This window comes from Luteococcus sanguinis, from assembly GCF_039527675.1.
In the GTDB taxonomy this organism is placed as follows: domain Bacteria; phylum Actinomycetota; class Actinomycetes; order Propionibacteriales; family Propionibacteriaceae; genus Luteococcus; species Luteococcus sanguinis.
This window is the reverse complement of the sequence record NZ_BAAAKI010000014.1, coordinates 111893-134923: the sequence shown is the minus strand read 5'-3', so window position 1 is coordinate 134923 and position 23031 is coordinate 111893. Positions and strand designations below refer to the sequence as shown.

The 23031-nt window shown below is 67.8% G+C and carries 26 protein-coding genes; 19 read left to right on the top strand and 7 right to left on the bottom strand.

What is annotated here, in order from left to right:
- Positions 1–64: 64 nt before the first annotated feature.
- From ABD089_RS10990 to ABD089_RS10975, 4 genes are all read left to right on the top strand, one after another.
- Positions 65–868: a spermidine synthase gene (locus ABD089_RS10990; protein ID WP_343886435.1), complete on the top strand. Its 804-nt coding sequence runs from the start codon at positions 65–67 to the stop codon at positions 866–868.
- An 18-nt stretch (positions 869–886) separates the two neighbouring features.
- Complete coding sequence (locus tag ABD089_RS10985; RefSeq protein ID WP_343886434.1) at positions 887–1546, top strand: class E sortase; 660 nt, start codon at positions 887–889, stop codon at positions 1544–1546.
- 40 nt (positions 1547–1586) lie between these two features.
- On the top strand, positions 1587–2126 hold the full coding sequence (gene pyrE, locus ABD089_RS10980; protein WP_343886433.1) for an orotate phosphoribosyltransferase: 540 nt from the start codon (positions 1587–1589) through the stop codon (positions 2124–2126).
- Positions 2127–2205: 79 nt separating this feature from the next.
- On the top strand, positions 2206–2970 hold the full coding sequence (locus tag ABD089_RS10975; RefSeq protein ID WP_343886432.1) for a LemA family protein: 765 nt from the start codon (positions 2206–2208) through the stop codon (positions 2968–2970).
- Between the two features lie 72 nt (positions 2971–3042).
- On the opposite strand, the gene ABD089_RS10970 is transcribed toward ABD089_RS10975, so the two are convergent.
- Positions 3043–3747 (bottom strand): DedA family protein, encoded by a 705-nt coding sequence (locus tag ABD089_RS10970; protein ID WP_343886431.1) that lies wholly within the window; start codon positions 3745–3747, stop codon positions 3043–3045.
- A gap of 97 nt (positions 3748–3844) precedes the next feature.
- On the opposite strand from ABD089_RS10970, the gene ABD089_RS10965 reads away from it, so the two are divergent.
- From ABD089_RS10965 to fbaA, 4 genes are all read left to right on the top strand, one after another.
- A complete protein-coding gene (locus ABD089_RS10965; RefSeq protein ID WP_343886446.1) occupies positions 3845–4435 on the top strand; it encodes a TrmH family RNA methyltransferase in 591 nt (196 codons plus the stop codon).
- Positions 4436–4500: 65 nt separating this feature from the next.
- Positions 4501–5238 (top strand): GntR family transcriptional regulator, encoded by a 738-nt coding sequence (locus tag ABD089_RS10960; protein ID WP_343886430.1) that lies wholly within the window; start codon positions 4501–4503, stop codon positions 5236–5238.
- A gap of 41 nt (positions 5239–5279) precedes the next feature.
- On the top strand, positions 5280–5942 hold the full coding sequence (locus ABD089_RS10955; RefSeq protein ID WP_343886429.1) for a hypothetical protein: 663 nt from the start codon (positions 5280–5282) through the stop codon (positions 5940–5942).
- Between the two features lie 88 nt (positions 5943–6030).
- On the top strand, positions 6031–7056 hold the full coding sequence (gene fbaA / locus ABD089_RS10950; RefSeq protein ID WP_343886428.1) for a class II fructose-bisphosphate aldolase: 1026 nt from the start codon (positions 6031–6033) through the stop codon (positions 7054–7056).
- 147 nt (positions 7057–7203) lie between these two features.
- Here fbaA and ABD089_RS10945 read toward each other — a convergent pair whose 3' ends face one another.
- Together ABD089_RS10945 and ABD089_RS10940 are read right to left on the bottom strand one after the other, a co-directional pair.
- Positions 7204–8166 carry a type IV toxin-antitoxin system AbiEi family antitoxin domain-containing protein gene (locus ABD089_RS10945; protein WP_343886427.1) on the bottom strand — a complete coding sequence of 321 codons (963 nt, stop codon included), beginning with the start codon at positions 8164–8166 and terminating at the stop codon, positions 7204–7206.
- Between the two features lie 161 nt (positions 8167–8327).
- Positions 8328–8603: a hypothetical protein gene (locus ABD089_RS10940; protein WP_343886426.1), complete on the bottom strand. Its 276-nt coding sequence runs from the start codon at positions 8601–8603 to the stop codon at positions 8328–8330.
- A gap of 112 nt (positions 8604–8715) precedes the next feature.
- On the opposite strand from ABD089_RS10940, the gene ABD089_RS10935 reads away from it, so the two are divergent.
- From ABD089_RS10935 to ABD089_RS10920, 4 genes are read left to right on the top strand one after another with little or no spacing between them, the layout of a single operon-like run.
- A complete protein-coding gene (locus ABD089_RS10935) occupies positions 8716–10212 on the top strand; it encodes a methylmalonyl-CoA carboxytransferase subunit 5S (RefSeq protein WP_343886425.1) in 1497 nt (498 codons plus the stop codon).
- A gap of 20 nt (positions 10213–10232) precedes the next feature.
- Positions 10233–11786 (top strand): acyl-CoA carboxylase subunit beta, encoded by a 1554-nt coding sequence (locus tag ABD089_RS10930; protein WP_343886424.1) that lies wholly within the window; start codon positions 10233–10235, stop codon positions 11784–11786.
- An 11-nt stretch (positions 11787–11797) separates the two neighbouring features.
- Positions 11798–12055, top strand: coding sequence for a hypothetical protein (locus ABD089_RS10925; RefSeq protein ID WP_343886423.1), 258 nt, complete (start codon positions 11798–11800; stop codon positions 12053–12055).
- Positions 12056–12073: 18 nt separating this feature from the next.
- Positions 12074–12445 carry a biotin/lipoyl-containing protein gene (locus tag ABD089_RS10920; RefSeq protein WP_343886422.1) on the top strand — a complete coding sequence of 124 codons (372 nt, stop codon included), beginning with the start codon at positions 12074–12076 and terminating at the stop codon, positions 12443–12445.
- Positions 12446–12545: 100 nt separating this feature from the next.
- On the opposite strand, the gene ABD089_RS10915 is transcribed toward ABD089_RS10920, so the two are convergent.
- On the bottom strand, positions 12546–13298 hold the full coding sequence (locus tag ABD089_RS10915; RefSeq protein ID WP_343886421.1) for an SDR family NAD(P)-dependent oxidoreductase: 753 nt from the start codon (positions 13296–13298) through the stop codon (positions 12546–12548).
- A gap of 49 nt (positions 13299–13347) precedes the next feature.
- Here ABD089_RS10915 and ABD089_RS10910 point away from each other — a divergent pair, with 49 nt between their 5' ends.
- Positions 13348–14100: a phosphoglyceromutase gene (locus tag ABD089_RS10910; RefSeq protein ID WP_343886420.1), complete on the top strand. Its 753-nt coding sequence runs from the start codon at positions 13348–13350 to the stop codon at positions 14098–14100.
- An 88-nt stretch (positions 14101–14188) separates the two neighbouring features.
- Here ABD089_RS10910 and phoU read toward each other — a convergent pair whose 3' ends face one another.
- Entirely contained in the window at positions 14189–14851 is a 663-nt protein-coding gene (phoU, locus tag ABD089_RS10905; protein WP_343886419.1) for a phosphate signaling complex protein PhoU, read from the bottom strand.
- 258 nt (positions 14852–15109) lie between these two features.
- Between phoU and ABD089_RS10900 the strand changes: the two genes are divergently transcribed.
- Together ABD089_RS10900 and ABD089_RS10895 are read left to right on the top strand one after the other, a co-directional pair.
- Positions 15110–16273, top strand: a complete 1164-nt coding sequence (locus tag ABD089_RS10900; protein WP_386769077.1) for a sensor histidine kinase — start codon at positions 15110–15112, stop codon at positions 16271–16273.
- A 62-nt stretch (positions 16274–16335) separates the two neighbouring features.
- Positions 16336–17013 (top strand): response regulator, encoded by a 678-nt coding sequence (locus tag ABD089_RS10895; RefSeq protein ID WP_343886417.1) that lies wholly within the window; start codon positions 16336–16338, stop codon positions 17011–17013.
- 76 nt (positions 17014–17089) lie between these two features.
- Here the strand turns inward: ABD089_RS10895 and ABD089_RS10890 are convergent, their stop codons facing one another.
- A complete protein-coding gene (locus tag ABD089_RS10890) occupies positions 17090–17575 on the bottom strand; it encodes a hypothetical protein (RefSeq protein WP_343886415.1) in 486 nt (161 codons plus the stop codon).
- Between the two features lie 248 nt (positions 17576–17823).
- Here ABD089_RS10890 and ABD089_RS10885 point away from each other — a divergent pair, with 248 nt between their 5' ends.
- The 3 genes from ABD089_RS10885 (at position 17824) to ispF (ending at position 19614) form a co-directional block, all read left to right on the top strand.
- Positions 17824–18309 (top strand): CarD family transcriptional regulator, encoded by a 486-nt coding sequence (locus tag ABD089_RS10885; RefSeq protein ID WP_343886414.1) that lies wholly within the window; start codon positions 17824–17826, stop codon positions 18307–18309.
- A gap of 72 nt (positions 18310–18381) precedes the next feature.
- Positions 18382–19134 (top strand): 2-C-methyl-D-erythritol 4-phosphate cytidylyltransferase, encoded by a 753-nt coding sequence (ispD, locus tag ABD089_RS10880; RefSeq protein ID WP_343886413.1) that lies wholly within the window; start codon positions 18382–18384, stop codon positions 19132–19134.
- A gap of 9 nt (positions 19135–19143) precedes the next feature.
- Positions 19144–19614 carry a 2-C-methyl-D-erythritol 2,4-cyclodiphosphate synthase gene (gene ispF / locus ABD089_RS10875; RefSeq protein ID WP_343886412.1) on the top strand — a complete coding sequence of 157 codons (471 nt, stop codon included), beginning with the start codon at positions 19144–19146 and terminating at the stop codon, positions 19612–19614.
- A 76-nt stretch (positions 19615–19690) separates the two neighbouring features.
- On the opposite strand, the gene ABD089_RS10870 is transcribed toward ispF, so the two are convergent.
- Entirely contained in the window at positions 19691–21097 is a 1407-nt protein-coding gene (locus ABD089_RS10870) for a neutral zinc metallopeptidase (protein ID WP_343886411.1), read from the bottom strand.
- Between the two features lie 131 nt (positions 21098–21228).
- On the opposite strand from ABD089_RS10870, the gene ABD089_RS10865 reads away from it, so the two are divergent.
- Positions 21229–22968: a DUF2207 family protein gene (locus ABD089_RS10865; protein WP_343886410.1), complete on the top strand. Its 1740-nt coding sequence runs from the start codon at positions 21229–21231 to the stop codon at positions 22966–22968.
- Positions 22969–23031 lie beyond the last annotated feature (63 nt).

Genomic DNA, 23031 nt, shown 5'->3' with positions numbered 1-23031 from the left:
CAGGACCTCGCACCCGACGAGGTCCAGGCCCACTGCCCCATCGAGTGCCGGATATCCTCCTCCGGTGAGTGAACGCGTCGTGCCGGACCCTGACCGCCCGGGTTCCTGGGTGGTGAAGGTGGGCGGTGCCGACCAGTCCTGGGTCGACCCGGACGACCCGACGCGACTTGAGTTCGACTACATGCAGCGCCTCGCCAAGCACATCGACCTGCACGCTCCGGCCAGCCAGCGGCTGCGCGTCGTCCACGTCGGTGGCGCGGCGATGACGCTGGCCCGCTACGTCGCCCACACCCGTCCCACCTCGCCGCAGATCGTCCTCGAACCGGACGCCGAACTCACCGCCGAGGTGCGCGAGAAAGCCCCGCTGCCCAAGAACTCCGGCATCAAGGTGCGCCCCCTCGACGGTCTGGCGGGCATCGCGGCGATGCCGGACGACTACGCCGACATCATCATCGTGGACGCCTTCGTCGGCGCGCGCGTGCCCGGAGAACTCGTCACGGTGGAGTTCTGGGCGGACGTGCGAAGGGTGCTCCACGCCGACGGCCTGGTGCTGCTGAATGTCACCGACACCCACCCCTTCGCCTGGACCCGCCGGGTGCTCGCCGGCCTGTTGCGCTACTTTCCGAATGTGATGATGGGTGCCGAGTCGTCGACGCTGAAGGGCCGCCGCTTCGGCAATGTTGTGATCGCCGCCAGCCCGGTCTCGCTGCCGCTCCAACCCCTGGAGCGAGCAGCCTCCAGCGCCGTCTTCCCCTATCGTCTCGTTCACTCCGAACATCTGGACCGCCTCGTCGGCAATGCCCAGCCCTTCTTCGGAGCGGGCGAGCCGTCTCCCGCCCCGCCGTCCGGGATGCTCTTCTTTGACTGACCACCAGGAAGGCGCGCAGTGACCAGGACTCGACCCGCCAGACGGCGCCGATGGCACGCGTCCAGCATCCTCGCGTCCGTTCTGGCGTTCGCACTGTTGGCCACCCTCGGCTGGCTCGGATGGCTGCTCGTGGGGACGAACGTGACCGCCCACCGCACCGCAGACCGGTCCATCAGCGACCTGACCTCCCGGTGGTCGTCAAGTTCGACGGCGAGCGAGGCGACCATCCCCCAGACCGGAAGAGCCTTCGCGCTCATCCGCATCCCGGCTCTGGGGGACGACTGGCAGTGGCCACTGCTCGCGGGCACCAGCCGCAGCACCCTGGCCCACGGCCTCGGCTGGTACGACACCACGTCCAGCCCCGGTCAGGTCGGGAACTTCGCGGTCGCCGGGCAGCGCATCAGCCACGGACGTCCCTTCGCCGATCTGGCCCAGCTCAACAAGGGCGAGGTCGTCATCGTCGAGACGCGCGACCAGATCCTCACCTACCAACTCGACTCCTCGGCCGCCGACCTCACCGTCGACGTCGACGCCGGCTGGGTGCTGGACCCAGTCCCGGGCCGCCCCGCCCAGCAGCCCACCGAGGCGCTGATCACCCTGACCACCGAGCAGGACCTGTTCTGGTCGGACGACCGTTCGGTCGCCTTCGGGCATCTGGTGGACACCCAGCAGAAATGAGCCCACCGGGCCCGGGCGCCTACCCCACTAGGCTGACGCCATGGCTGACCGCGAAGACCTCATCGACCACGTCCGCAAGCTCGCCGTCGTACACGGCAAGGTGACCCTGGCCAGTGGCAAGGAGGCCGACTACTACGTCGACATGCGCCGCGTCACCCTCGACGGGGCGGCCTCCCCGGTCGTCGGACGCGTGATGCGCGAGCTTGTCGCCGACTGGCGCTTCGACGCCGTGGGCGGCCTCACCTTGGGTGCCGACCCGGTCGCCACCGCCATGCTGCACGCAGCAGCCGCCGCCGGCGAGCGGCTGGACGCCTTCGTCGTCCGCAAGGAGTCCAAGGCCCACGGCATGCAGCGCCGGATCGAGGGCACCGAGGTCGCCGGGCGTCGCGTGCTGGTGGTCGAGGACACCTCCACCACCGGCGGTTCCGCACTGACGGCCGTCGAGGCCGTCCGGGAGGCGGGGGGAGAGGTGGTCGGCGTCGCCGTCATCGTCGACCGCAACACCGGCGCCGCGCAGAAGGTCGAGGAAGCGGGGCTTGCCTACCGCTTCGCGATCGGCCTGGACGACCTCGGTCTTTGAACCAGCTGCTCATCCAACTCAATGGCACCGCACCCGACTAGGGTTCGTGCCGTCAGGCCATCAATCAGAAGGGTCCACCATGCTCTGGGTCATCCTCGGCACGCTCGCAGTCCTGCTGCTGCTCGCCGGCATGCTGTTCGTCGCGCCGTACAACGGTTTCGTCCGCCAGCGCAACACCATCCAGGAGTCCTGGCGACAGGTCGACGTCGAGCTGAACCGCCGCTATGAACTGATCCCCAACCTGGTGGAGACCGTGCGCGCCTATGCGGGCCACGAGCGGAACACGCTGGAGGAGATCACCCGGTTGCGCACCCAGGCGGTCGCAGCCTCGCAGTCCGACGGGGAGGCCCCCAGCGAGCAGCGCGCCGCCATCGAGGGCCAGCTCTCCGGTGCGGTCCGCAACCTGATGGTCTCGGTCGAGGCCTACCCGGAGCTGCGCAGCAATCAGAACTTCATCGAGCTGCAGCGCGCGCTCACCGAGACCGAAGACCGGATCGCCGCCGGACGTCGCTACTACAACGCCAATGTCCGCGCCTACAACACGCGCGTCGAGTCGGTTCCGTCCAACCTGGTGGCCAACATGTTCCACTTCGAGAAGGCCGCCTACTTCGAGGTCAATGACGCTGCCGTTCGCCAGGCTCCGGACGTGAACTTCGGCGAGATCAGCTACCGCGGTGACGCGGAGCAGCCCCCGGCGCGCGGCATCGACCAGGTCGGCTCCGCCCCGACGAACGAGCTGCCGAACCCCGCGCGCGTCCAGAACGACCCCTTTGGCCAGACTGGTACGCAGCCGCAGACCAACCCCTTCGAGGCGCCCGGTCAGGGGATCCGTCCCCCTCAGTGAGCGTTGGCACGAGAACGAAGAACCCACCCTCCCGGCTCGGGGAGGGTGGGTTTGGGTTTTGGCGGGCCTCGATCAGGCCTCGGCGGACTCCTTGGCCGTCTTGCGGCGCTCCATCCACCACTCGAAGACCATGGGCAGCAGGGAGACGCCGACGATGATCAGCAGCACCGCGTCGATGTTGTCGCCGATGAACTTCACGTTGCCCAGCAGGTACCCCAGCAGCGTCACGCCCCAGACCCAGATGACGCCACCGATGGCGGTCCAGATGATGAAGTGGCGGAAGTTCATCCGCGAGGCGCCAGCCACCATGGTGACGAAGGTGCGAACGATCGGCACGAACCGTCCCAGCACCAGCGCCTTGGAGCCGTACTTCGCGAAGAAGAGGTTCGACTTGGTGAGGTTCTCCTGGCTGAAGATCTTGCCGAAGAAGCCCTGCCGGGGCTTGAACAGCCACGGCGACAGGAATCGTCCGACGTAATAGCCGGCAACATTCCCGCCGATCGCGAAGATCGTCATGATCGCGCAGGAGGCGACGTAGACCATCGGCTTCGACAGGCCGCCCATCGTGATGGCTGGCACCGTCATGGCGGTGAACATGCCGACGGTGAACAGCAGCGAGTCGCCGGGCAGGATCGGGAAGATCGCGCACTCGACGAACAGGATCACGCAAACGGCCACCAGGGCCCAGTTGCCGAAGCGGTGGATCAGCTCTGCGGGGTCGAGCCAGCTGGGCATGATCATCGGCACCATCAAGGCCTGGGAAAGCAATGTCGTCACGTTGTCGAGGCTAACCTTTGGGTCTGTGACGCAGCTGTGGGATGGGGCGCCGGATGGCGGGTCGGACGACCAGGTCGATGACCCGACCGCACCCCAGGTGGGGGTCGGTCCGCACCCGGAGCCATGGCCCGAAGACCCCCGGCTGGACGACGAGCTGCTGGCCGCCGGTGACCGGCGCAATGTGGTCGATTCCTACCGCTACTGGCGGATGGACGCGATCGTCGCTGACCTGGATGCCCGTCGCCAGCCGCTGCACGTAGCCATCCAGAACTGGGAGCACGACTTCAACATCGGCTCCATCGTCCGTACCGCCAATGCCTTCAACGTCGAAGCCGTGCACATTGTCGGACGACGACGCTGGAACCGTCGTGGCGCGATGGTCACCGACCGTTACCTACACGTCGTCCACCACGAGTCGGTCGCCGACCTGGTCGCCTGGCTGTCGGAACGCGACGTGGTGATGGTCGGCGTGGACAACCTCCCCGGCTCCGTCCCGCTGGAGACCGAGCACCTGCCCGAGCGCTGCTGTCTGGTCTTCGGTTCCGAGGGTCCGGGGCTGACCGACGAGATGGTCGCTGCCTGCGAGCGCCTGGTGGCCATCACCCAGCATGGATCCACCCGGTCGATCAATGCCGGCGCGGCGGCGGCGATCGCGATGTACCACTGGGCGGTGCAACACGCCGGGTGACGGCCCGTGATTCGCAGGTGGTACGCTGCTGATACCACTTCTCAACTGGTTCCAAGGGGGCCCTCGTGTCACGTGTTGCACCGATCGCGACCAAGCGGACGCAGGTGCGACAGATCCTGGAGCGACGCATCCGGGAGGAACTCCACGCCGGCGACGCGCTGGAGTCCGAACGCGAACTGGTGAACCAGCTCGGCGTGAGCCGTGTCACCGTCCGGCAGGCCATCGGAGACCTGGTGGACGAGGGAATGTTGGAGCGTACCCAGGGCAAGGGCACCTTCGTGACCGGTCCGCGGGTCAACACGCGCCTGCACCTGATGAGCTTCAGCCGCGAGATGCGCTCCCGCGGCCTCGAACCCCGCACGGACGTCCTCTCCGCGACGGCCGTCCCGGCCGACCTCCAGGTGGCCGACGGCCTGCAGGTGGACGTGGGGGAGCCGGTGGTCCGGCTGGAACGCATCCGGCTGGCCGACGAGACCCCGATGGCCCATGAGATCGGCTGGTACCCGAGCCGGATCTTCCCGGGCCTGCTCGACCACAAGCTCAACTTCGTCTACGACCTGCTCGCCGACCGCTACGGCGTCGAGGCGACCCGCGGTGAGCAGGTGGTCTGGGCCGACGCCGCCGACGCCCACCGCGCACGCATCCTGGGCATCGCCAAGCGAGCCCCGCTGCTGGTTCAGGAACGCGTGACCTGGAGCGACGAGCGCGTCATCGAGTTCTCCATCAGCTGGTACCGGGCCGACCGTTATCGCGTCCACTCGACCATTCGCCCCCAGAATGCGGATGACTCGGTGCTGGTGTGAGTGCCGGCCCTGCCGCTGGGCTGCCACCTAGGATTGCTCCCATGTCCACCAGTTCCGAGATGGTCCCCGCGCCCGGGTACGGGTACGCCCCGGTCGGCGAGCAGCCGTTCGCGGAGGCGCGCGTCGTCGAGGCTCCGGGCTTCGTGGTCGGTTATACCCCGGTCAAGATGGCCAACCAGGTCGCGACCATGGGCGTGAAGCTGCGCTCGATGGTGATGGGGACGCTGTTCAGCGCCGTGATCTGGACGGCCGTGTGGTGGTGGCAGCGCGCCAGCTGGGGTTCGCCCTGGTTGTTGCTCGTGGGTTATGCCTTCTCCCTGGCCGGCATCGTGTGGGCCGCCTTCCAGCTCTTCGCCGCCCGACGCGCCCTGGGCCGGATTCCCGTCGGTGAGGCCTTGCGGCTGACCGCGGACGGAATGGTCGCCCACACCCTGGACGGCCAGCGGGTACAGCTCGGTTGGCACGAGGTGCGCCAGGTCGGCGTCTGGGGCCACGAGGTCGGCGCCGGCCCGCGGATCAAGGTGAAGGTCCCGCGCACCAGCCATCCCAGGCGGTTCTGGCAACGGCCTTCGTCACCTGCGGTGGCGTGGCAGATGCCGCTCTACTACCTGGACGCGCTCCCGGGCACCATCGACGGGGCGCTGCGCGCCTTCTCCGACGGTCGCCAGGGCCTGGACGTGACGGGGCTAGACACCTTCTGGTGAGCCACCAAGTGGAACCCGCTGCTGCACGATCGCAGCGGGTTTGGCAGGATGGACGTCGAGACAACGTCCAGAACAGAAAGGGGCGGCCATGCCCGTCGCAACTCCTGAGGCCTACGCCGAGATGTTCGAGAAGGCGAAGGCAGGCAAGTTCGCCTACCCCGCCATCAATGTCACCTCCTCCCAGTCCGCCAACGCGGCCCTGCAGGGCTTCGCCGAGGCCGGTTCGGACGGCATCCTGCAGATCTCGACCGGTGGCGCGGAGTACGCGTCCGGCCCGACCATCAAGAACATGGTCACCGGCGCGGTCGCGCTGGCCGACTACATCCGTGAGGTCGCCAAGAACTACCCGATCAATGTCGGCCTGCACACCGACCACTGCCCCGAGCCCAAGCTCGACACCTACGTCCGCCCGCTGCTCGACCTCTCGGCCGAGCGCGTCGCCCAGGGTCAGGACCCGATCTTCAACTCCCACATGTGGGACGGCTCGGCCCTCGACGACGTCGAGCGCAACCTCCAGATCGCCGAGGAGCTGCTGGCCAAGACCAAGGCCAACAAGCAGATCCTCGAGATCGAGATCGGCGCCGTTGGCGGCGAGGAGGATGGTGTCGTCGGTGAGATCAACGACAAGCTGTACACCTCCGTCGAGGACGCCCTGCGCACCGCCGAGGTCCTCGGCCTGGGTGAGAAGGGCCTGTACCTGACGGCCTTCACCTTCGGCAACGTGCACGGCGTCTACAAGCCGGGCAACGTCAAGCTGCGTCCCGAGATCCTCAAGGACCTGCAGGGTGCCGTCGCCGAGAAGTACGGCAAGGAGAAGCCGTTCTTGCTCGTCTTCCACGGTGGTTCCGGCTCGACCGAGCAGGAGATCAGCGACGCCGTCGACTACGGCGTCGTCAAGATGAACGTCGACACCGACACCCAGTACGCCTTCACCCGTCCCGTCGCGGACCACATGCTGAAGAACTACGACGGCGTGCTCAAGATCGACGGCGAGATCGGCAACAAGAAGATGTACGACCCCCGTGCGTGGGGCAAGCTGGCCGAGGCCGGCATGGCTGCCCGCATCGTCGAGGCCTGCCAGCAGCTGCGTTCCGCTGGCACCTCCAGCAAGTGATCGCCTGAGCTGTAGCTCTCGAGAACCGGCCGGTCCCCTGTGGTGGGCCGGCCGGTTCCTTCATGCCCTTCGGCGCTCCAACCGCGCGGACTGGGTGGAGTTTGTGCCAACTACGGCAGTTTCGCCACCCAGTCCGGGGAGGTCTGCTCAGGGGAGTCCGAACCCGCTCCACAGGCCTGCCTTGCGACAGGACGGGCAGGGGTGCGGTTGGCCGGCCCACCCGAGCTGGCGGAGCTTGCTGGCCACCTGGAAGGCGGTCTCGCACGGGCGGTACCAGCAGTCGTCGTATCCATAGCGGTGAGTGAACAGGCCCCCCATCGAGGATGCGTTGTCGCGGGACATCTCTCGAAATACCGATTCGGTGTCGTCATGCCCAAGACGGCCATCCAGCTCGACGACCAGACCGTCGTAGCGGACGTCCTGACGGGTTCGCCCAAGACGCACCTGCCGGACGCCGCGTGGCAGACCATGGGCGCGCTCGACCCGCGTGGCGTAGATGTGTTCCAGTGGGGATTCCAGACCCTGGGCATCGGCGAGCAGTTTCTCCAGCAGGTCGCGGGTGGGAAGCGGGGTTCGCGAGATGCGCGCCCGCTCATCGAGCGCCCCGGCCAAGGACTTGGGGCTCACCAGCCTGTTGCGCAGGGCGCTGGTCACCCAGTTGACGGTCCGCTCCGGCTCCACGTCACACAGGTCAAGCACGGTCCACTCCGGCGGGGTGAGCGGTAGGCTCCCGCGCGGTCGCGGCAGGTGTCGGCGCCGTACCAGCCGCCACGGATGGCCGAGCCTCGTGGTGTTCCCGTGCGGCACGAGCACCGTGACGATGGGCGGATCCTCCCGCCAGACTCCCTGCACGAGGGCCGCGGCATGCTCTCCCAACATGGCTCCGGGGCCAGCTGCCAGCACTCCGGCCCAGGCCAAGGTCTCGAAGGAGTCGGGCGCAGTGCGCGTGGCGTAGACACCACGGCTCAGCCGTCGCCATCGCCCCTCGCCCAGCAGTCGCCGAATCACGGAGTCACCGAGGAATCGGTGGACCTGCTCCCTGGACAGCACCCCTGCTTGGCGGTCGGCGAGCTGCGTGAGTTCCTCGGGCAAGAGGTGGCGTGACTTCATGCCCACACTCTCGGAATTCTTGCTCGTCTGGTGTCATGTCGCTGAGAACTGTGGAAACCGCGGCGGCCACAGGTATTGGGGCTGTGGACAACACGCGATCCACGGAGTGGGTGGCCTTTCTGCCGTGTATGGCAGTTTCGCCACCCAGTCCGAGGCTCTGGTCACCAGGAGCCGACCGAACCCCCACCCCCAGCGGGACCCGACAAAGGCACGATCGGCGCCTCGTCGACCAATGTGTGGGAGATGGCGGCGGCGCGGGCGGCGGCCACCTCGGCGGGCACCTCACCGTCGAGATTGCGGGGGGTCCAGCCCTGGGAGGTCGTCCACTCGCTGTTGCAACCGCCGCAGCGGAACACCTGCAATCCGTCCAGCTGCTCGTCGGCAGAACGCCAGTCGCACTTGTCCTGGCATGCGGTGGCCTGCAGTTCACGCGTCATGCCCACAGCCTCGCACGGCACGGTCGTGCAGCACGCGTGAACTGTTTGTGAACCGTTTCGCTAATGGCACCCCGCCGGTCCATCGGGGCGGCCCCGGTGCAAGGATGGGCCCATGAGTCCGCGACAGATTGGCGTAACAGAGGTCGCCCTCCGCGATGCGCACCAGAGCTTGATGGCAACCCGCATGGCCATGGAAGACATGGTCGATGCTTGTGCTGACATTGATGCTGCCGGCTACTGGTCGGTTGAGTGCTGGGGTGGGGCCACCTTTGATTCCTGCATCCGATTCCTCAACGAAGACCCCTGGGAGCGTCTGCGCACCTTCCGCAAGCTGCTGCCGAACAGCCGCCTGCAGATGCTGCTGCGTGGTCAGAACCTGCTGGGTTACCGACACTACGAGGACATGGTCGTCGAGAAGTTCGTCGACAAGTCCGCCGAGAACGGCATGGACGTCTTCCGTGTGTTCGACGCCCTGAACGACCCCCGGAACATGGCCGAGGCCATGCAGGCGGTCAAGAAGACGGGCAAGCACGCCCAGGGCACCATCTGCTACACGATCAGCCCGCTCCACACCGTCGAGGGCTACGTCAAGCTCGCCGGCCAGCTGCTGGACATGGGCGCCGAGAGCCTTGCCCTCAAGGACATGGCCGCGCTGCTCAAGCCGCAGCCCGCCTATGACATCATCCGGGGCATCAAGGAGACCTACGGCGAGGACGTGCAGGTCAACGTCCACTGCCACTCCACCACCGGCGTGACCCTGGTGACGCTGATGAAGGCCATCGAGGCCGGCGCCGACGTGGTCGACACCGCCATCAGCTCCATGAGCCTCGGCCCGGGCCACAACCCGACCGAGTCGCTGGTCGAGATGCTCGAGGGCACCGAGTTCACCACCGGCCTCGACATGGACCGCCTCATCAAGATCCGCGACCACTTCGCGGCGATCCGTCCCAAGTACAAGGCCTTCGAGTCGGCCACCCTGGTGGACACCGACATATTCCGCAGCCAGATCCCCGGCGGCATGCTCTCGAACATGGAGAGCCAGCTCAAGGCACAGGGTGCGGGTGACCGCATCAAGGAGGTCATGGAGGAGGTGCCGGTCGTCAAGAAGGACGCCGGCTACCCGCCGCTGGTCACCCCGTCCAGCCAGATCGTCGGCACCCAGGCCGTGTTCAACGTCCTGATGGGCCGCTACAAGGTGATGACCGGCGAGTTCGCCGACCTGATGCTCGGCTACTACGGCGAGTGCATGGGCGAGCGCAACCCCGAGGTCGTCGCTCTGGCCAAGGCACAGCAGAAGAAGGACGAGATCACGGTGCGTCCGGCCGACCTGCTCGAGCCCGAGTGGGAAAAGCTGGTCGCTGACGCCGAGGCGCTCCCGGGCTACAACGGCACCGAGGAGGACGTGCTCACCAACGCCATGTTCCCCGGCGTCGCGCCCAAGTTCTTCGCCTCCCGCGAGGAGGGCCCGAAGAATGTCGGCAAGACCGGGGCCCAGCTCCAGGCCGAGGCGGACGCTGCGGCTGGCAAGGCCAATGCGCTGTCCGAACCTGTCACCTACAACGTCTCCTTCGACGGTCGCAAGCACACCGTCAAGGTCGAGCCGGCCTGACCGGCGAAGGGATAACAACAATGGCCAAGAACAAGACCATGGCCGATCGCCTCGAGCAGCTCCAGTCCGAACGCGCACGCGTCCGGGCCGGTGGCGGCGAGAAGCGCATCGCCAAGCAGCACGAGAAGGGTGCGATGACCGCGCGCGAGCGCGTCGATACCCTGATCGATCCGGGAACCCTGCTCGAGGATGGCGCCTTCCGCAAGAACCGCACCACCTTCTTCGGCATGGACAAGGCGGACATGCCCGCTGACGGCGTCATCACTGGCGCCGGCGCGGTGCTCGGTCGTCCCGTCCACTTCGCCAGCCAGGACTTCACCGTCGCCGGTGGCTCCGCGGGCGAGGTGCACAACGTCAAGGTCGCCGAGTCGATGCACGCGGCGCTCGAGACGGGCACACCCTTCGTCTTCATCAACGACTCGGGTGGCGCCCGCGTCCAGGAGGGTATCGACTCGCTGTCCGGCTACGGCAAGGTGTTCTACGAGAATGTCCTCCTGTCGGGCGTCGTGCCGCAGATCTCCGTCATCGCTGGCCCCTGCGCCGGTGGCGCGGTCTACTCCCCGGCCCTGACCGACTTCATCATCCAGACGCGCAAGGCCCACATGTTCATCACGGGCCCGAATGTCATCAAGCAGGTCACCGGTGAGGACGTCACCCAGGACGAGCTGGGTGGCGCGGACGCGCAAATGGCATCCGGCGTCGTGCACTTCGTGGCCGACGATGACGAGCAGGCACTGTTCCTGGCGAAGAAGCTGCTCAGCTTCCTGCCGCAGAACAATGCCGAGGAGGCTCCGATCGTCCAGCCCGTCGACGACGTCCAGGACAACCCGCGCCTGCGCGAGATCATCCCGGATGAGGGCAACAAGGGCTACGACGTGCGCGAGGTCATCCGCGAGATCGTGGACCGGGGTGACTTCCTCGAGGTCCGGGCCGGCTTCGCGCAGAACATCGTGGTGGGCTTCGGTCGAATCGTCGGCCGCACGGTCGGTTTCGTGGCGAACAACCCCTCGGTGATGTCCGGCGTGCTGGACATCGACTCCTCGGACAAGGCGTCGACCTTCATCCGTTTCTGCAACGCCTTCAACATCCCGGTCGTGAACCTGGTCGACGTCCCCGGCTTCCTGCCGGGTGTCGCGCAGGAGCGCGGCGGCATCATCCGCCACGGCGCGAAGATGCTGTACGCCTACGCGGCGGCCACCGTGCCGAAGATCACGGTCGTCATGCGCAAGGCCTACGGTGGCTCCTACCTGGCGATGTGCTCCAAGGACCTGGGCGCCGACAAGGTCTTCGCCTGGCCCAGCGCCGAGATTGCCGTCATGGGTGCCGAGGGCGCCGCGGCCGTCGTCTTCAAGCGGGAGATCGACGCCGCCGAAGATCCGACGACTCGGCGCGCCGAGCTGGTCGAGGAGTACCGCGAGACCTTCTCGACGCCGTACATGGCCGCCTCCCGCGGCCAGGTGGACGACATCATCGACCCCGCCGAGACGCGTCGCATGCTGGCGCTCTCGCTGGAGATCCTGGCCACCAAGCGCCAGCTGCGCCCCGCCAAGAAGCACGGCCTCGAGCCGGCCTGATCGGGGTGGACATGTCGCAGCCAACCACTGACACCGCTGACCTGCAGGCACTGGTCGCCGAGCTCACTGCGCGCCTCACCGCGCTCGAGGGCCAGGTGGCCACCCTGCAGGGCAACCAGAAGGTGCCCGATGACGTCATGGTGGCCATCTCAGCCGCCGTGGCGGCCTTCCTGGGCCACAAGGCGACCATCAAGGCCGTCCATTTCCGTCCGGCCCGCAACTGGACCACTGAGGCCCGCGGACGAGTGCACAACCGCTCGGTCCGCTGACCAGACAAGAGAGATGACATGAAGCTCAAGGTGACCGTCAACGGGACGGAATACGTGATCGACGTCGAGGTCGAGGAGGAGGACCAGCACAGCGCGATCCTCAGCCCGGTCGTCATCGGCGGCGTCAACACCGGCAACAACCCGATCCCCACCCGCGCCTCGATGCCGGCCGCCAGCAGCAACGCGGTCGTCGCACCGCTGGCTGGTTCCGTCGCCCGCATCCTGGTGAAGGAGGGGGACGCGATCGAGGCCGGTCAGGTGCTCGTCGTGCTGGAGGCCATGAAGATGGAGACCGAGATCACCGCGCCCAGCGCCGGCACGGTGGGTCGCATCCTGGTGGAGCAGAGCCAGCCCGTCCAGGGTGGCCAGGCGCTCATCGAGTTCGCCTGACCTGCACTGCCTGAACAACCGCTCGAGAACTGGGCGCTCCCATCCGGGGGTGCCCAGTTGTCCGTCCCAGCCGGGCTCGAATGCGACGAGCTGGGCTGAGTCAGCAGGTGCGGTGCACCTTGTGGTTGGCCGCCTGTGCTCGGGGACGGATCACGAGCCGGTCGATGTTCACGTGTGACGGGCGGGTCGCCATCCAGCTGATCGCGTCGGCGATGTCGTCGGCCACCAGGGGCTCATCCACTCCGGCGTAGACAGCGTCCGCCTTGGCCTGGTCACCGTGGAAACGGGTCAGGCTGAACTCGTCCGTGCGCACCATGCCGGGGCTGATCTCACACACCCGCACCGGCCGGTCGACGATCTCGAGGCGCAGCGCACCCACCATGGAGCGCTCGGCTGACTTGGCGCCGCAGTAGCCGGCGCCGCCCTCGTAGGCCGACTCGGCAGCGGTCGAGGTGACGAAGACGATCGTCCCGGCGGCCTGCACCAGCGCGGGCAGCAGGGCCTTGGTCACCCGCGCGGTCCCGAAGACATTGGACGCGAACATGGTCTCCCAGGCGTCGAAGTCAGCCTGCGCCAGGGGCTCTTGGCCCACGGCCCCGCCCGCATTGTTCACCAGCAGGTCGAGTGAGCCACCGACGCGCTGGGCCAGCGCATCCACGGCTGCCTGATCGGTGACATCGCACTCCAACCAGTCGCCCCCGATGTCGGCGGCCAACTGCTGCACCCGGTCGGCGCGACGTGCCACGCACAGCACCCGGTACCCCTGGGCAGCCAGCCGACGGGCCGTTGCGGCACCGATCCCGGAGCTGGCACCGGTCACCACTGCGAACCCCACAGCCTCACCATTGGTCATGACCCCATCCAACCACTCGGCCATGATTCAACGTCGATAGGCTGTCGCCATGACCTACAAGCTGATCCTGCTCCGCCACGGCGAGAGCGAGTGGAACCAGAAGAACCTGTTCACCGGGTGGGTGGACGTCGACATCAACGAGAAGGGCGAGTCCGAGGCCAAGCGCGGCGGCGAGCTTCTCGAGTCCGAAGGTCTGCTCCCCGACAAGCTGCACACCTCGCTCTTGCGTCGCGCGATCCACACGGCCTACCTGGCCCTCGACAACTGCGACCGCCACTGGATCCCGGTCAGCCGCAGCTGGCGCCTGAACGAGCGTCACTACGGCGGTCTGCAGGGCCTGGACAAGTCCGAGACCCTCGCCAAGTACGGCGAGGAGCAGTTCATGCTGTGGCGTCGTTCGTACGACACGCCGCCGCCCGTCCTGGACAAGGATGCGGAGTACTCCCAGTTCAACGACGCGCGTTACGCCGACATCCCCGAGGCCGAACGTCCCCAGACCGAGTGCCTGAAGGACGTCGTCGCGCGCATGATCCCGTACTGGGAGAGCGACATCAAGCCCGACCTGGCCAGCGGCCAGACCGTGCTCGTCACCGCGCACGGCAACTCGCTGCGTGCACTGGTCAAGCACCTCGACGAGATCAGCGACGAAGACATCGCCAGCCTGAACATCCCCACCGGCATCCCGCTGTTCTACGAGCTGGACGACGACTTCAAGCCCGTCACCAAGGGTGGTCGCTACCTCGACCCGGAGGCCGCGAAGGCGTCGATCGAGGCGGTCAAGAACCAGGGCAAGAAGAAGTGACCTGCTGAGCAGAAGACCTCAGCGCCACAGCGCACANNNNCCCCCCCCCTGTCGTTGGCGGTGTGGGCCAGCTGGGCAGATCAGCCGATCAGGCGGGCCACTGCTCGCCCTGGGGGGCCTCGCCGGTGATCACGTAGATGATCCGTCGGCCCATGGCGACAGCGTGGTCGGCGATGCGCTCGTAGTAGCGACCGAGCAGAGCCGCGTCGACGGCCTTCTCGACGCCGTGCGCCCACTCGTCCGAGAGCAGCACGCGGAACTGGTCGCGGCGCAGCTCGTCCATCTCCTCGTCGTTCTCGGCCAGGGCGGTCGCTTCGTCGACATTGCGCTCGTGGAGGGTGCGTCCGGCGCTGGCGATCATCTCGTCGGCCAGGCGGGCCATCCGGCTGAAGGAAGCGACCAGCGTGTCGGGCACGGCGTGCTCGGGGTAGCGCAGGCGGGCGATCTTGGCGACGTGCGCAGCCAGGTCACCCATGCGCGCCAGCTCGAAGACCATCCGGAGGGCGGCGACGATCGTTCGGAGCTCACCGGCGACGGGAGCCTGACGGGCCAGCAGCGTGAAGCAACGCTCCTCGAGCTCGGTGTGCATGGCGTCCAGGCGGCTGTCGTCGGCGATCACGCGCTCGGCGACCCGCAGGTCGGCGTCCAGCAGCGCGCGAGTGGCATCTGCCACGGCCACGCGGACACTGGCTGTCATGGTGACGAGGTCGTTGACGACCTGGTCGAGTTCTTCGTGATAGGTCTCGCGCATCTCTTCCTTCAGTCCCTTGCGTGGTGGTCGGAGCGGGTCTGGCGGGGGATCCCCGTTCCCCTGGCCAGGGCCACGCACGTCCCGACGAGACTAGGCAAACTGTCCCGACGTGGCGCGGACGTGCGGTGTCCGGAGCGTGAACAGTGGCTGAACGGTTCCAACGCTCAACCTACCGCATGCCCATGGCAGGTCGGCCAGCCACCCTAGACTGACGTCGTGACGCTCGTCCCCCTGATGTCTGCCCTGACCAGCGGCCTGTTGGCTGCGTTCGCCCTGTTCATCGGGGGGCTCATGGGATGGATCGTCGGGGCCCTGCGGGAGCCCCCGGAGGCCGAGGAACCCGCGCTGGAACGCTCCGGCCCTGCCACCGTCAACCCCCAGATCCTCGAGGTGCTCGCGGTGCTGCGCACTGGCGCCCTGGTCTGCGGCCCCCATGACGAGGTGCTGCACGCCACCAGCCAGGCCCGGGCCTTCAGTCTCGTCCGCGGTGACCGGGTGCTGTTGCCCGAGGTGCTGGACGCGGTGCGAACCGTGCGGCGGGACGAGCGGATGCAGGCCTTCGACGTGGCACACCGGCGCAGCCCCAGCGCTCCCGTGCAGCACCTGAACATCCGGGCGACCTACCTGGGCTTCGGGCAGGTGCTGGTGCTTGCCGAGGACCGGACCCCGCAGTTGCGGGTGGAGGAGACCCGGCGCGACTTCGTGACGAATGTCTCGCACGAGCTGAAGACGCCGATTGGCGCAATCCAACTGTTGTCGGAGGCGGTCGAGGGTGCCGCGGATGAGCCAGAGGCCGTCCGTCACTTCGCCGGACGCATGCACTCGGAAGCGGCGCGCCTGGGGGAGTTGGTTGCCCAGATCATCGCCCTGTCGCGGTTGCAGGCAGACGACCCAATGCTGCAGGCGCAGCCCGTCGTGGTCACCGACATCATCGGGGAGGCGCTGGCGCGCACCCGCGAGCTGGCCGCGTCGCGCGCGGTCAACGTGCTGCGTGCCGGGAACGAGCAGGTCACCGTGCTGGGCGATGCGACCCAGTTGGTGGACGCGGTCGCCAACCTGGTGCAGAACGCCATCGTCTACTCCAACGAGAATGCCCGGGTCGCGATCACCACGCAGGTCGTGGATGAGGACGACCCCTTCGTGGAGATCTCCGTCGCCGACAACGGCATCGGCATCTCCGCCGCCGACCAGCAGCGCATCTTCGAGCGCTTCTACCGCGTCGACTACGCGCGCAGCCGCGCCAACGGTGGCACCGGCCTCGGCCTGTCGATCGTCAAGCACATCGTGGCGGTCCACGGCGGTTCGGTGGACCTGTGGAGCAAGCCCGGCCAGGGCTCGACCTTCACCCTGCACCTTCCGCTCCACGTCCCCGTGCCCGGCAGCGAGCCGGAACCCGAGACGAACCAACTGACCCAGCACTGACCCAACTGACCCAGCACTGACCCAACTGACCCAGCACTGACCCAACTGATGAGAGGTACCCCATGACCCGCGTACTGGTCGTCGAGGACGAGGATTCCTACCGTGAGGCCACCGCGTACATGCTGCGCAAGGAGGGCTTCGAGGTGCAGGAGGCTGCCGATGGTGCGGCCGGACTCGTCGAGTTCGACCGAGGCGGCGCTGATTTGGTGCTGCTGGACCTGATGATGCCCGGTATGCCCGGCACCGAAGTCTGTCGCCAGCTGCGCTCGCACAGCAATGTGCCGATCATCATGGTCACCGCGCGTGACACCGAGATCGACACGGTCGTCGGCCTGGAGCTCGGCGCGGACGACTACGTCACAAAGCCCTTCTCCCACCGCGAGCTGGTGGCCCGCATACGCGCGGTCCTGCGCCGCGGGCAGGAGAGCGAGCTGCTGCCAGAACTGGTCGAGGCCGGCGGCGTCCGGATGGACGTCGAGCGCCACGAGGTGTCCGTGGACGGGCAGGCCATCCGGCTGGCGCTGAAGGAGTTCGAGCTGCTGGAACTGCTCCTGCGCAATGCCGGACGGGTGATGACCCGAGGCCAGCTGATCGACCGGATCTGGGGTGCTGACTATGTCGGTGACACCAAGACCCTCGACGTCCACGTGAAGCGGCTGCGCGCCAAGATCGAGAAGGACCCCTCGGTCCCCAGGCTCCTGGTCACCGTCCGTGGCCTGGGCTACAAGTTCGAGGGCTGAGCGCACCACGGCCAGCACAGCGCGAGGGGCCTGATCCATCCGGATCAGGCCCCTCGGACGTGCTCTGGGTGGGGGTTCAGCTTTCGCTGATCTGGGACGACTTCGCGTCGACGACCGGGACCATCATGGTGATCTGCTCCGCCTTTGCGAAGGTGAGCGTCAGCTTGGTCATGCCGCCGGCGGTGACGCCGCTGGCGGCCACCTTCTGGGCGGCGAGGTTCACGGGCTGCCCCTGCTTCATCGCCACGTCCTTGATCGCCAGCGACAGCGGCGACTTGTCGCTGTTGTCGCTGTTCAAGGAGGTGCCGGTGATGGACTTCAGGGTGTCATCCTGCGCCGAGATCAGTGTGCCCTGCAGCTTGGCGCTGGTGCCGCCGTCGCTCACGAACATCAGGTTGCGCACCTGCATGCCCGCGGCATTGGTCTGCACACCGGCGGCGGGCTGGTAGGGGGTGGAGGTCTCGTGGTTGACGCATCCCGTCAAGGCGATGGTCAGGCCCAGGCACGCGGCAGCAGCGACGCGCGCACCACGAGCGGAGTGGTTGGGGGCAAGCATGCTCATACGTCGAATCCTTCGTCGGCTCGGGTGGGTTCAGACTAGCGATTCTCCCGCTCCGCTGCTCGTCGGGCGGCATTTTGGGCCTGTGGGGCGAGGGGCTCAGAACCCCGATTCACGGCCCGCCGGGCATAGCAATCAGTGAAAGTCAACCCCTTGTTTGGCCCACATTTGGCCTCTGGCTAGGCCGTACGCATTTCGTGGCCTTCTGTTGGCGTGGTAGACTTGACTTCGGGAAAGGGGTTGCAAAGGCTATGACTTTTACTGTCGGTGAGACGGTGGTGTACCCCAATCATGGGGCCGCTGTCATTGAAGACATCGAGACGCGCAAGATCAAGGGCGAAGACAAGCTGTACCTGGTGCTGCGCATCCTGGGGCAGACCGACCTGGTGGTGAGGGTGCCGGCGTGCAACCTTGACCTGGTGGGCGTCCGGGACGTGGTCGACGCGGACGGGCTGGAGCGGGTGTTCAGCGTCCTGCGTGCCCCGCACACCGAGGAGCCCACCAACTGGTCCCGTCGTTACAAGGCAAACCTCGAGAAGCTGCACAGCGGCAATGTCATGAAGGTGGCTGAGGTCGTCCGTGACCTGTGGCGCCGCGAGAAGGAACGTGGCCTGTCCGCCGGCGAGAAGCGGATGCTGTCCAAGGCGCGCCAGATCCTCGTCAGCGAACTGGCCTTGGCCGAGAAGGTCGAAGAGGACCGCGCCGAGGTCATGCTCGACGAGGTGCTCGCGAGCTGAACAGCTGACACAGCGACAGAACCGCCCCCACGCGCGCCGGGGGCAGTTCTGCATTGTGGGATACTCATGCCCATGTCGGAGCCCGTGGTCGCGATCCTGGTAGCTGCTGGTCTCGGCGTTCGCTACGGCGGGACGACACCCAAGCCAGCGCTGCGCATCACGCGCCAGGCCCTCATATCGATGTCCATCGAGGCCATGGCCGCCGGTGGTTGCACGGACGCGGTCGTCGTCGCCAACCCGGCCACCCTCGGGCATTTCGCCAGGGCGCTCGCTGGCGCGCCGATCCCGATCCACACCACGAATGGCGGCGACACCCGGCAGAAGTCGGTCCGCAACGGCTTGCTCTCGGTCGCCCAGGACGAACGCCTCGCCCACACCAAGGTAATCCTGGTGCACGACGCTGTGCGTCCGATGGTTCCCGCCTGGGTGGTGGCCGAGGTGATCAAGTGCGTTCGCGGCGGGGCCTCGGCTGTCGCACCGGCGCTCCCGGTCGTCGACTCGATCCGGATGGTCGACCCGAACGGCGGGCCCACCCAGGTCGTGGACCGATCGCTCTTGCGGGCCATCCAGACCCCGCAGGGCTTCCCCTTCCCGCTGATCCTGAACGCGCACGAGGCCGCCGCCGAGCAGGGCCTGGAGTTCACCGACGACCTCGCCTGCGCCGAGGCGGCGGGTCACCGCGTCGAACTCGTCGAGGGTTCCCGGCTGGCGATGAAGATCACCGAACCCACCGACCTGACCGTCGCCAAGGCAATGTGGAAGGCGCGGGCGACCATCGGACACCACAGCGGCCGGCGCCTTTGGCGCCAGCGCTCCAACCACTGAGGAGCCCACATGTTCCGCACCGGAATCGGCGTCGACGTCCACCAGCTCAGCAACGGGCAGCCCATGCACTGCGCCGGTCTGCACTTCCCGGACGAGCCCCAGGGGTTGGCTGGGCACTCGGACGGCGATGTGGCCTGCCACGCCGTCTGCGACGCCCTGTTGTCGGCCGCGGGGCTGGGTGACCTCGGGTCGAACTACGGCACGTCCCAGCCTCAATGGGCGGGTGCGTCGGGCGTCGCCTTCCTCTCCGAGACGGCACGACGCGTCCGCGAGGCCGGCTTCGAGATCGGCAACGTCGCCGTCCAGGTGATCGGCAACCGTCCGCGGCTGGCCGCCCGCCGTGCGGAGGCGGAGAAGGTGATGTCGCAGGCCCTGGGCGCTGAGGTCAGCCTCGGCGCCACCACCGCCGACGGGTTGGGGCTCACCGGCCGCGGCGAGGGCGTCGCAGCCATGGCCACTGCCCTGCTCATGGTGTCCTGAGGCCAACCGCCCTGCTCCTGCTGTCCTGGACCACCTGCGGCTCATGGTGTCCTGAGGGCCCCGGGAGCAGTTCTGCTCAGCGCACCGACGAACTGGGCGCCGAGAAGGTGTTGCAGGCGCCGACGGAGGTGTTCGCCAGCCCCTTGGTCGCCCAGGCGGCCCGGTTGGCGCCCCTGCCATGGTTGCCGACGTAGTCGGCCTGGCCGGTGGCCACATCGTCGCCAAAGCTGCGGAAGAGCTTGGGGACGTTGGCCAGTTCGGCGTCCGTCATCTGCGTCGACTGGGCGATCGAACCCAGGAACATCCCCGCCATGCAGTCGGCCTGCACCTCAAGGCGGCGGGAGTACTCCAGGGCCTTGGACTTGTTGGACTTCTCCGCCCACGCTGCCTCGCTGATCAGGATCGCGGTGCGCGCCTGCACGGCGTGGCCGAACTCGTGGGCCACCACCGCCTCGGTGATGAAGCGAGAACTGCGCAGCGAGGCCGGGACCACCTGGTAGAGGTCGTCGGCGTAGTAGACCTGCTGGTCGGAACCGCAGTAGACCGCATTGTTCATCGGGAGCTTGCCGCACTTGGTCGAGATGGCGCTCGAGTACACCGTCACCGAAGGGCGCACGGCCTGGAACCCGGCCGCCTCGACCGGCGGCGCCCACACGCGCATCAGGCAGGCCATCATGTCGTTGAGGTGCGCCTCCAACTCGGCATTGCTTGCCTGCTCGAGGTTGATCGCCCTCATCTCGCACCGCACCGGACGTGGCACCGACTGGGCGTACAGCGGATTGTCGGTGAGCAGCTGGGTGGCCTCGGTGTAGGTCTCCGGCTCGGGGAGACCGGGCGGGTTCTGGTCGGCCGCCGGCGGCACATAGGCGTCGTTCTGGTAACTCACGCTTCCGGTGGCCGAGGGGTTGGCCGACGCGCTGCGAGTGGCCCCCGCGGAAGCCGTCGTCGCGGTTGACGGAAAAGTGGTGGCCGTGGCGGTGGGGCCGCTGCTCTCGGTCTCGGTGGGCACCTGGATGTCGACGCTCTGCAGCAACAGGAAGCCGAGCAGCAGGAGCCCGGCGAACATGAGGGCGCCGGTGATCAGCACGACCTTGAGCAGGGTGAGCAGGGGATTGCGGCGCTTCGGCGGACGTCCGCCATAGGGGTTGCTCTGGTACTGCACCTGCTGCTGGTACTGGTTCTGCTGGTACTGGGCCTGTGGCTGCCCGTATCCCTGTTGGCCATATCCCTGTTGGCCGTATGTCTGCTGCTGGCCGTAGGGGTTCTGCGGATAGGACTGCTGCGTGGGGTACTGCTGCGTGGGGTACTGCTGGCCGAAACGTCCCTGCCCGAAGGCGGGCGTTGACGTACCAGTGCCCTGGCCCCACGGATTGCCCGATGGGGGCGCCCAGTTGCCCTGACTGCTCTGACCCGACGACCGCCCCCAGTAGGACTGGCCGTCAGGCTGGCCGGACGGCTGGTTCTGGTTCCCCCACTGACTCACCCGCCCAGACTAACTGCCGCATCCGACAAGGCGCTCGGCCGTGCTCATGCCCATGGCGAACGCCACCGCCCCGACAGCCCGCAAGCGCTGTGGAATAGTTGCCAGCGTCGTCACACCGAAAGGTCTCGCCCGTGACCAGCTCCGTCTCTCGTCCCCGCCGCACTCATCCCCACCGTGCCACCACTGCCGCACTGGGCCTGTCCGTCATCGCCCTGACGGCACTGTCCTGGGCCGCCGGTGCCCCGATGGCCCATGCCGCCGATCAGGCCGAGTCGGTGGCCGTCGACGCGGTGCTTCGGGAGTCCGGCTCACTGGAGGTGACGGAGACGATCAAGTTCGCTGGCGTGGCACCGGCACAGATCGTGCAACAGCTCGAGACCACGACCGACCTGCCCGGCGGGCAGTACTACCAGACCGACGTCCACGACATCGTCGCCAAGGCTGGCAGCACCGACCTGTCGGCGACCGTCGAGAGCAAGGACGACGCCCAGGTCGTCACCATCGACACCACGGCCGCTGGCCGCAACCCCATCACCATCACCTACACCGTCGACGGCACCCTGCGCCGCGTGGCCGCCAATGGCCAGACCCCGGCGGGAGTCGAATTCTCCTGGCCGGTCTTCCAGGGCCTCTCGGTGGACGCCAAGACGGTGACCGGACGTGTGCAGCCACCCGCCACCATCACCTACGTCGACTGCGAATCGGGGCCTGCCGGTTCGCACCAGCCCTGTTCCACCTTCTCGGGCGGCCAGATGCCCGACAGTGACCCGCAGTTCACCGATGGTCCCCGCCACGCGGGCGACGAGGTGGTGCTGAGCTTCGGCATGCCCGAGTCGGTGGGTGCCAATGCCGTGCTCAAGCACCGCTGGAGCCTCGACCGGGCCTTCACCATCAACCCGACCACGCTGCTCGCCTCCCTGCTGCCGTTGCTGCTGGGTGGCCTGGCGCTGTGGGCGGTGCACCGCCGCTCGGGCCGCGACACCATCGACCCGCGCAAGGTCACCCCGATCGCCGAGTTCACCCCCGTCGCTGCTGGTGAGAGCCGTTTCCGGGTGCTGCACGAGGTGCGTCCCGGCCACGTGGGCACCGTCGCGGACGAGCGCGTCGACCCCGTCGACGTCACCGCCACCCTGATCGACCTCGCCACCCGCGGCTGGCTGCGGATCGTCGAGCTGCCGCAGGACGCGCACCGCGCCCTCGACTGGACCTTCGAGCGCCGCGAGGAGGGCGAGGGTGACCTGCGGGCGTACGAGATCACGCTGCGCGATGCCGTGGCCCCGGCCGATGGCGCGGCGGCGACCGTCTCCGGCATCCAGGCCGCGGTGGCGCCGGTGATCGGGCGCGTGCAGGACGAGCTCTACGAGGACGTCCACCAGCTCGGCTGGTTCGACGGACGTCCGGACCGTACCCGCTCGAAGTGGGCGGCCCTGGGGTGGGTGCTTTTGGGGCTCTGCGTGCTTGCCCTGCTCCTGCTGGCTGCCTTCACCCCCTATGGGCTGGTCGGGCTGGCGCTGGTGGGCCTCGCGGTGGGCACGCTCGTCGTGGCCCAGGAGATGCCGCGCCGCACTGCATCCGGCGGGGCGCTGCTGGGCGGGCTGTCGGCGCTCGCGTCCCAGCTGATGACCCAGCCCACCAACCAGCTTCCGGCCGGCGACGAGTACGCCGAACTGTCCCGCGTGCTGCCCTATGCGGTCGTGCTCGGCGGACGCGAGCGCTGGCTGCAGGCCCTGGCCGACGCCGACCACGACGACACCCCGGACGGCGAGGAGCTGGACTGGTACCGCGCTCCCGGCGACTGGCACCTTCGTGACCTGCCCGGGGCGATGGACGCCTTCATCACCAGCGTCCAGGGACAGCTCTTCGGGCGCTGACCCGCCTGAACGCCGACCTGCCTGCCCGGCCGACCCAGACACGACGAAGCCCCGGTTCCCCAC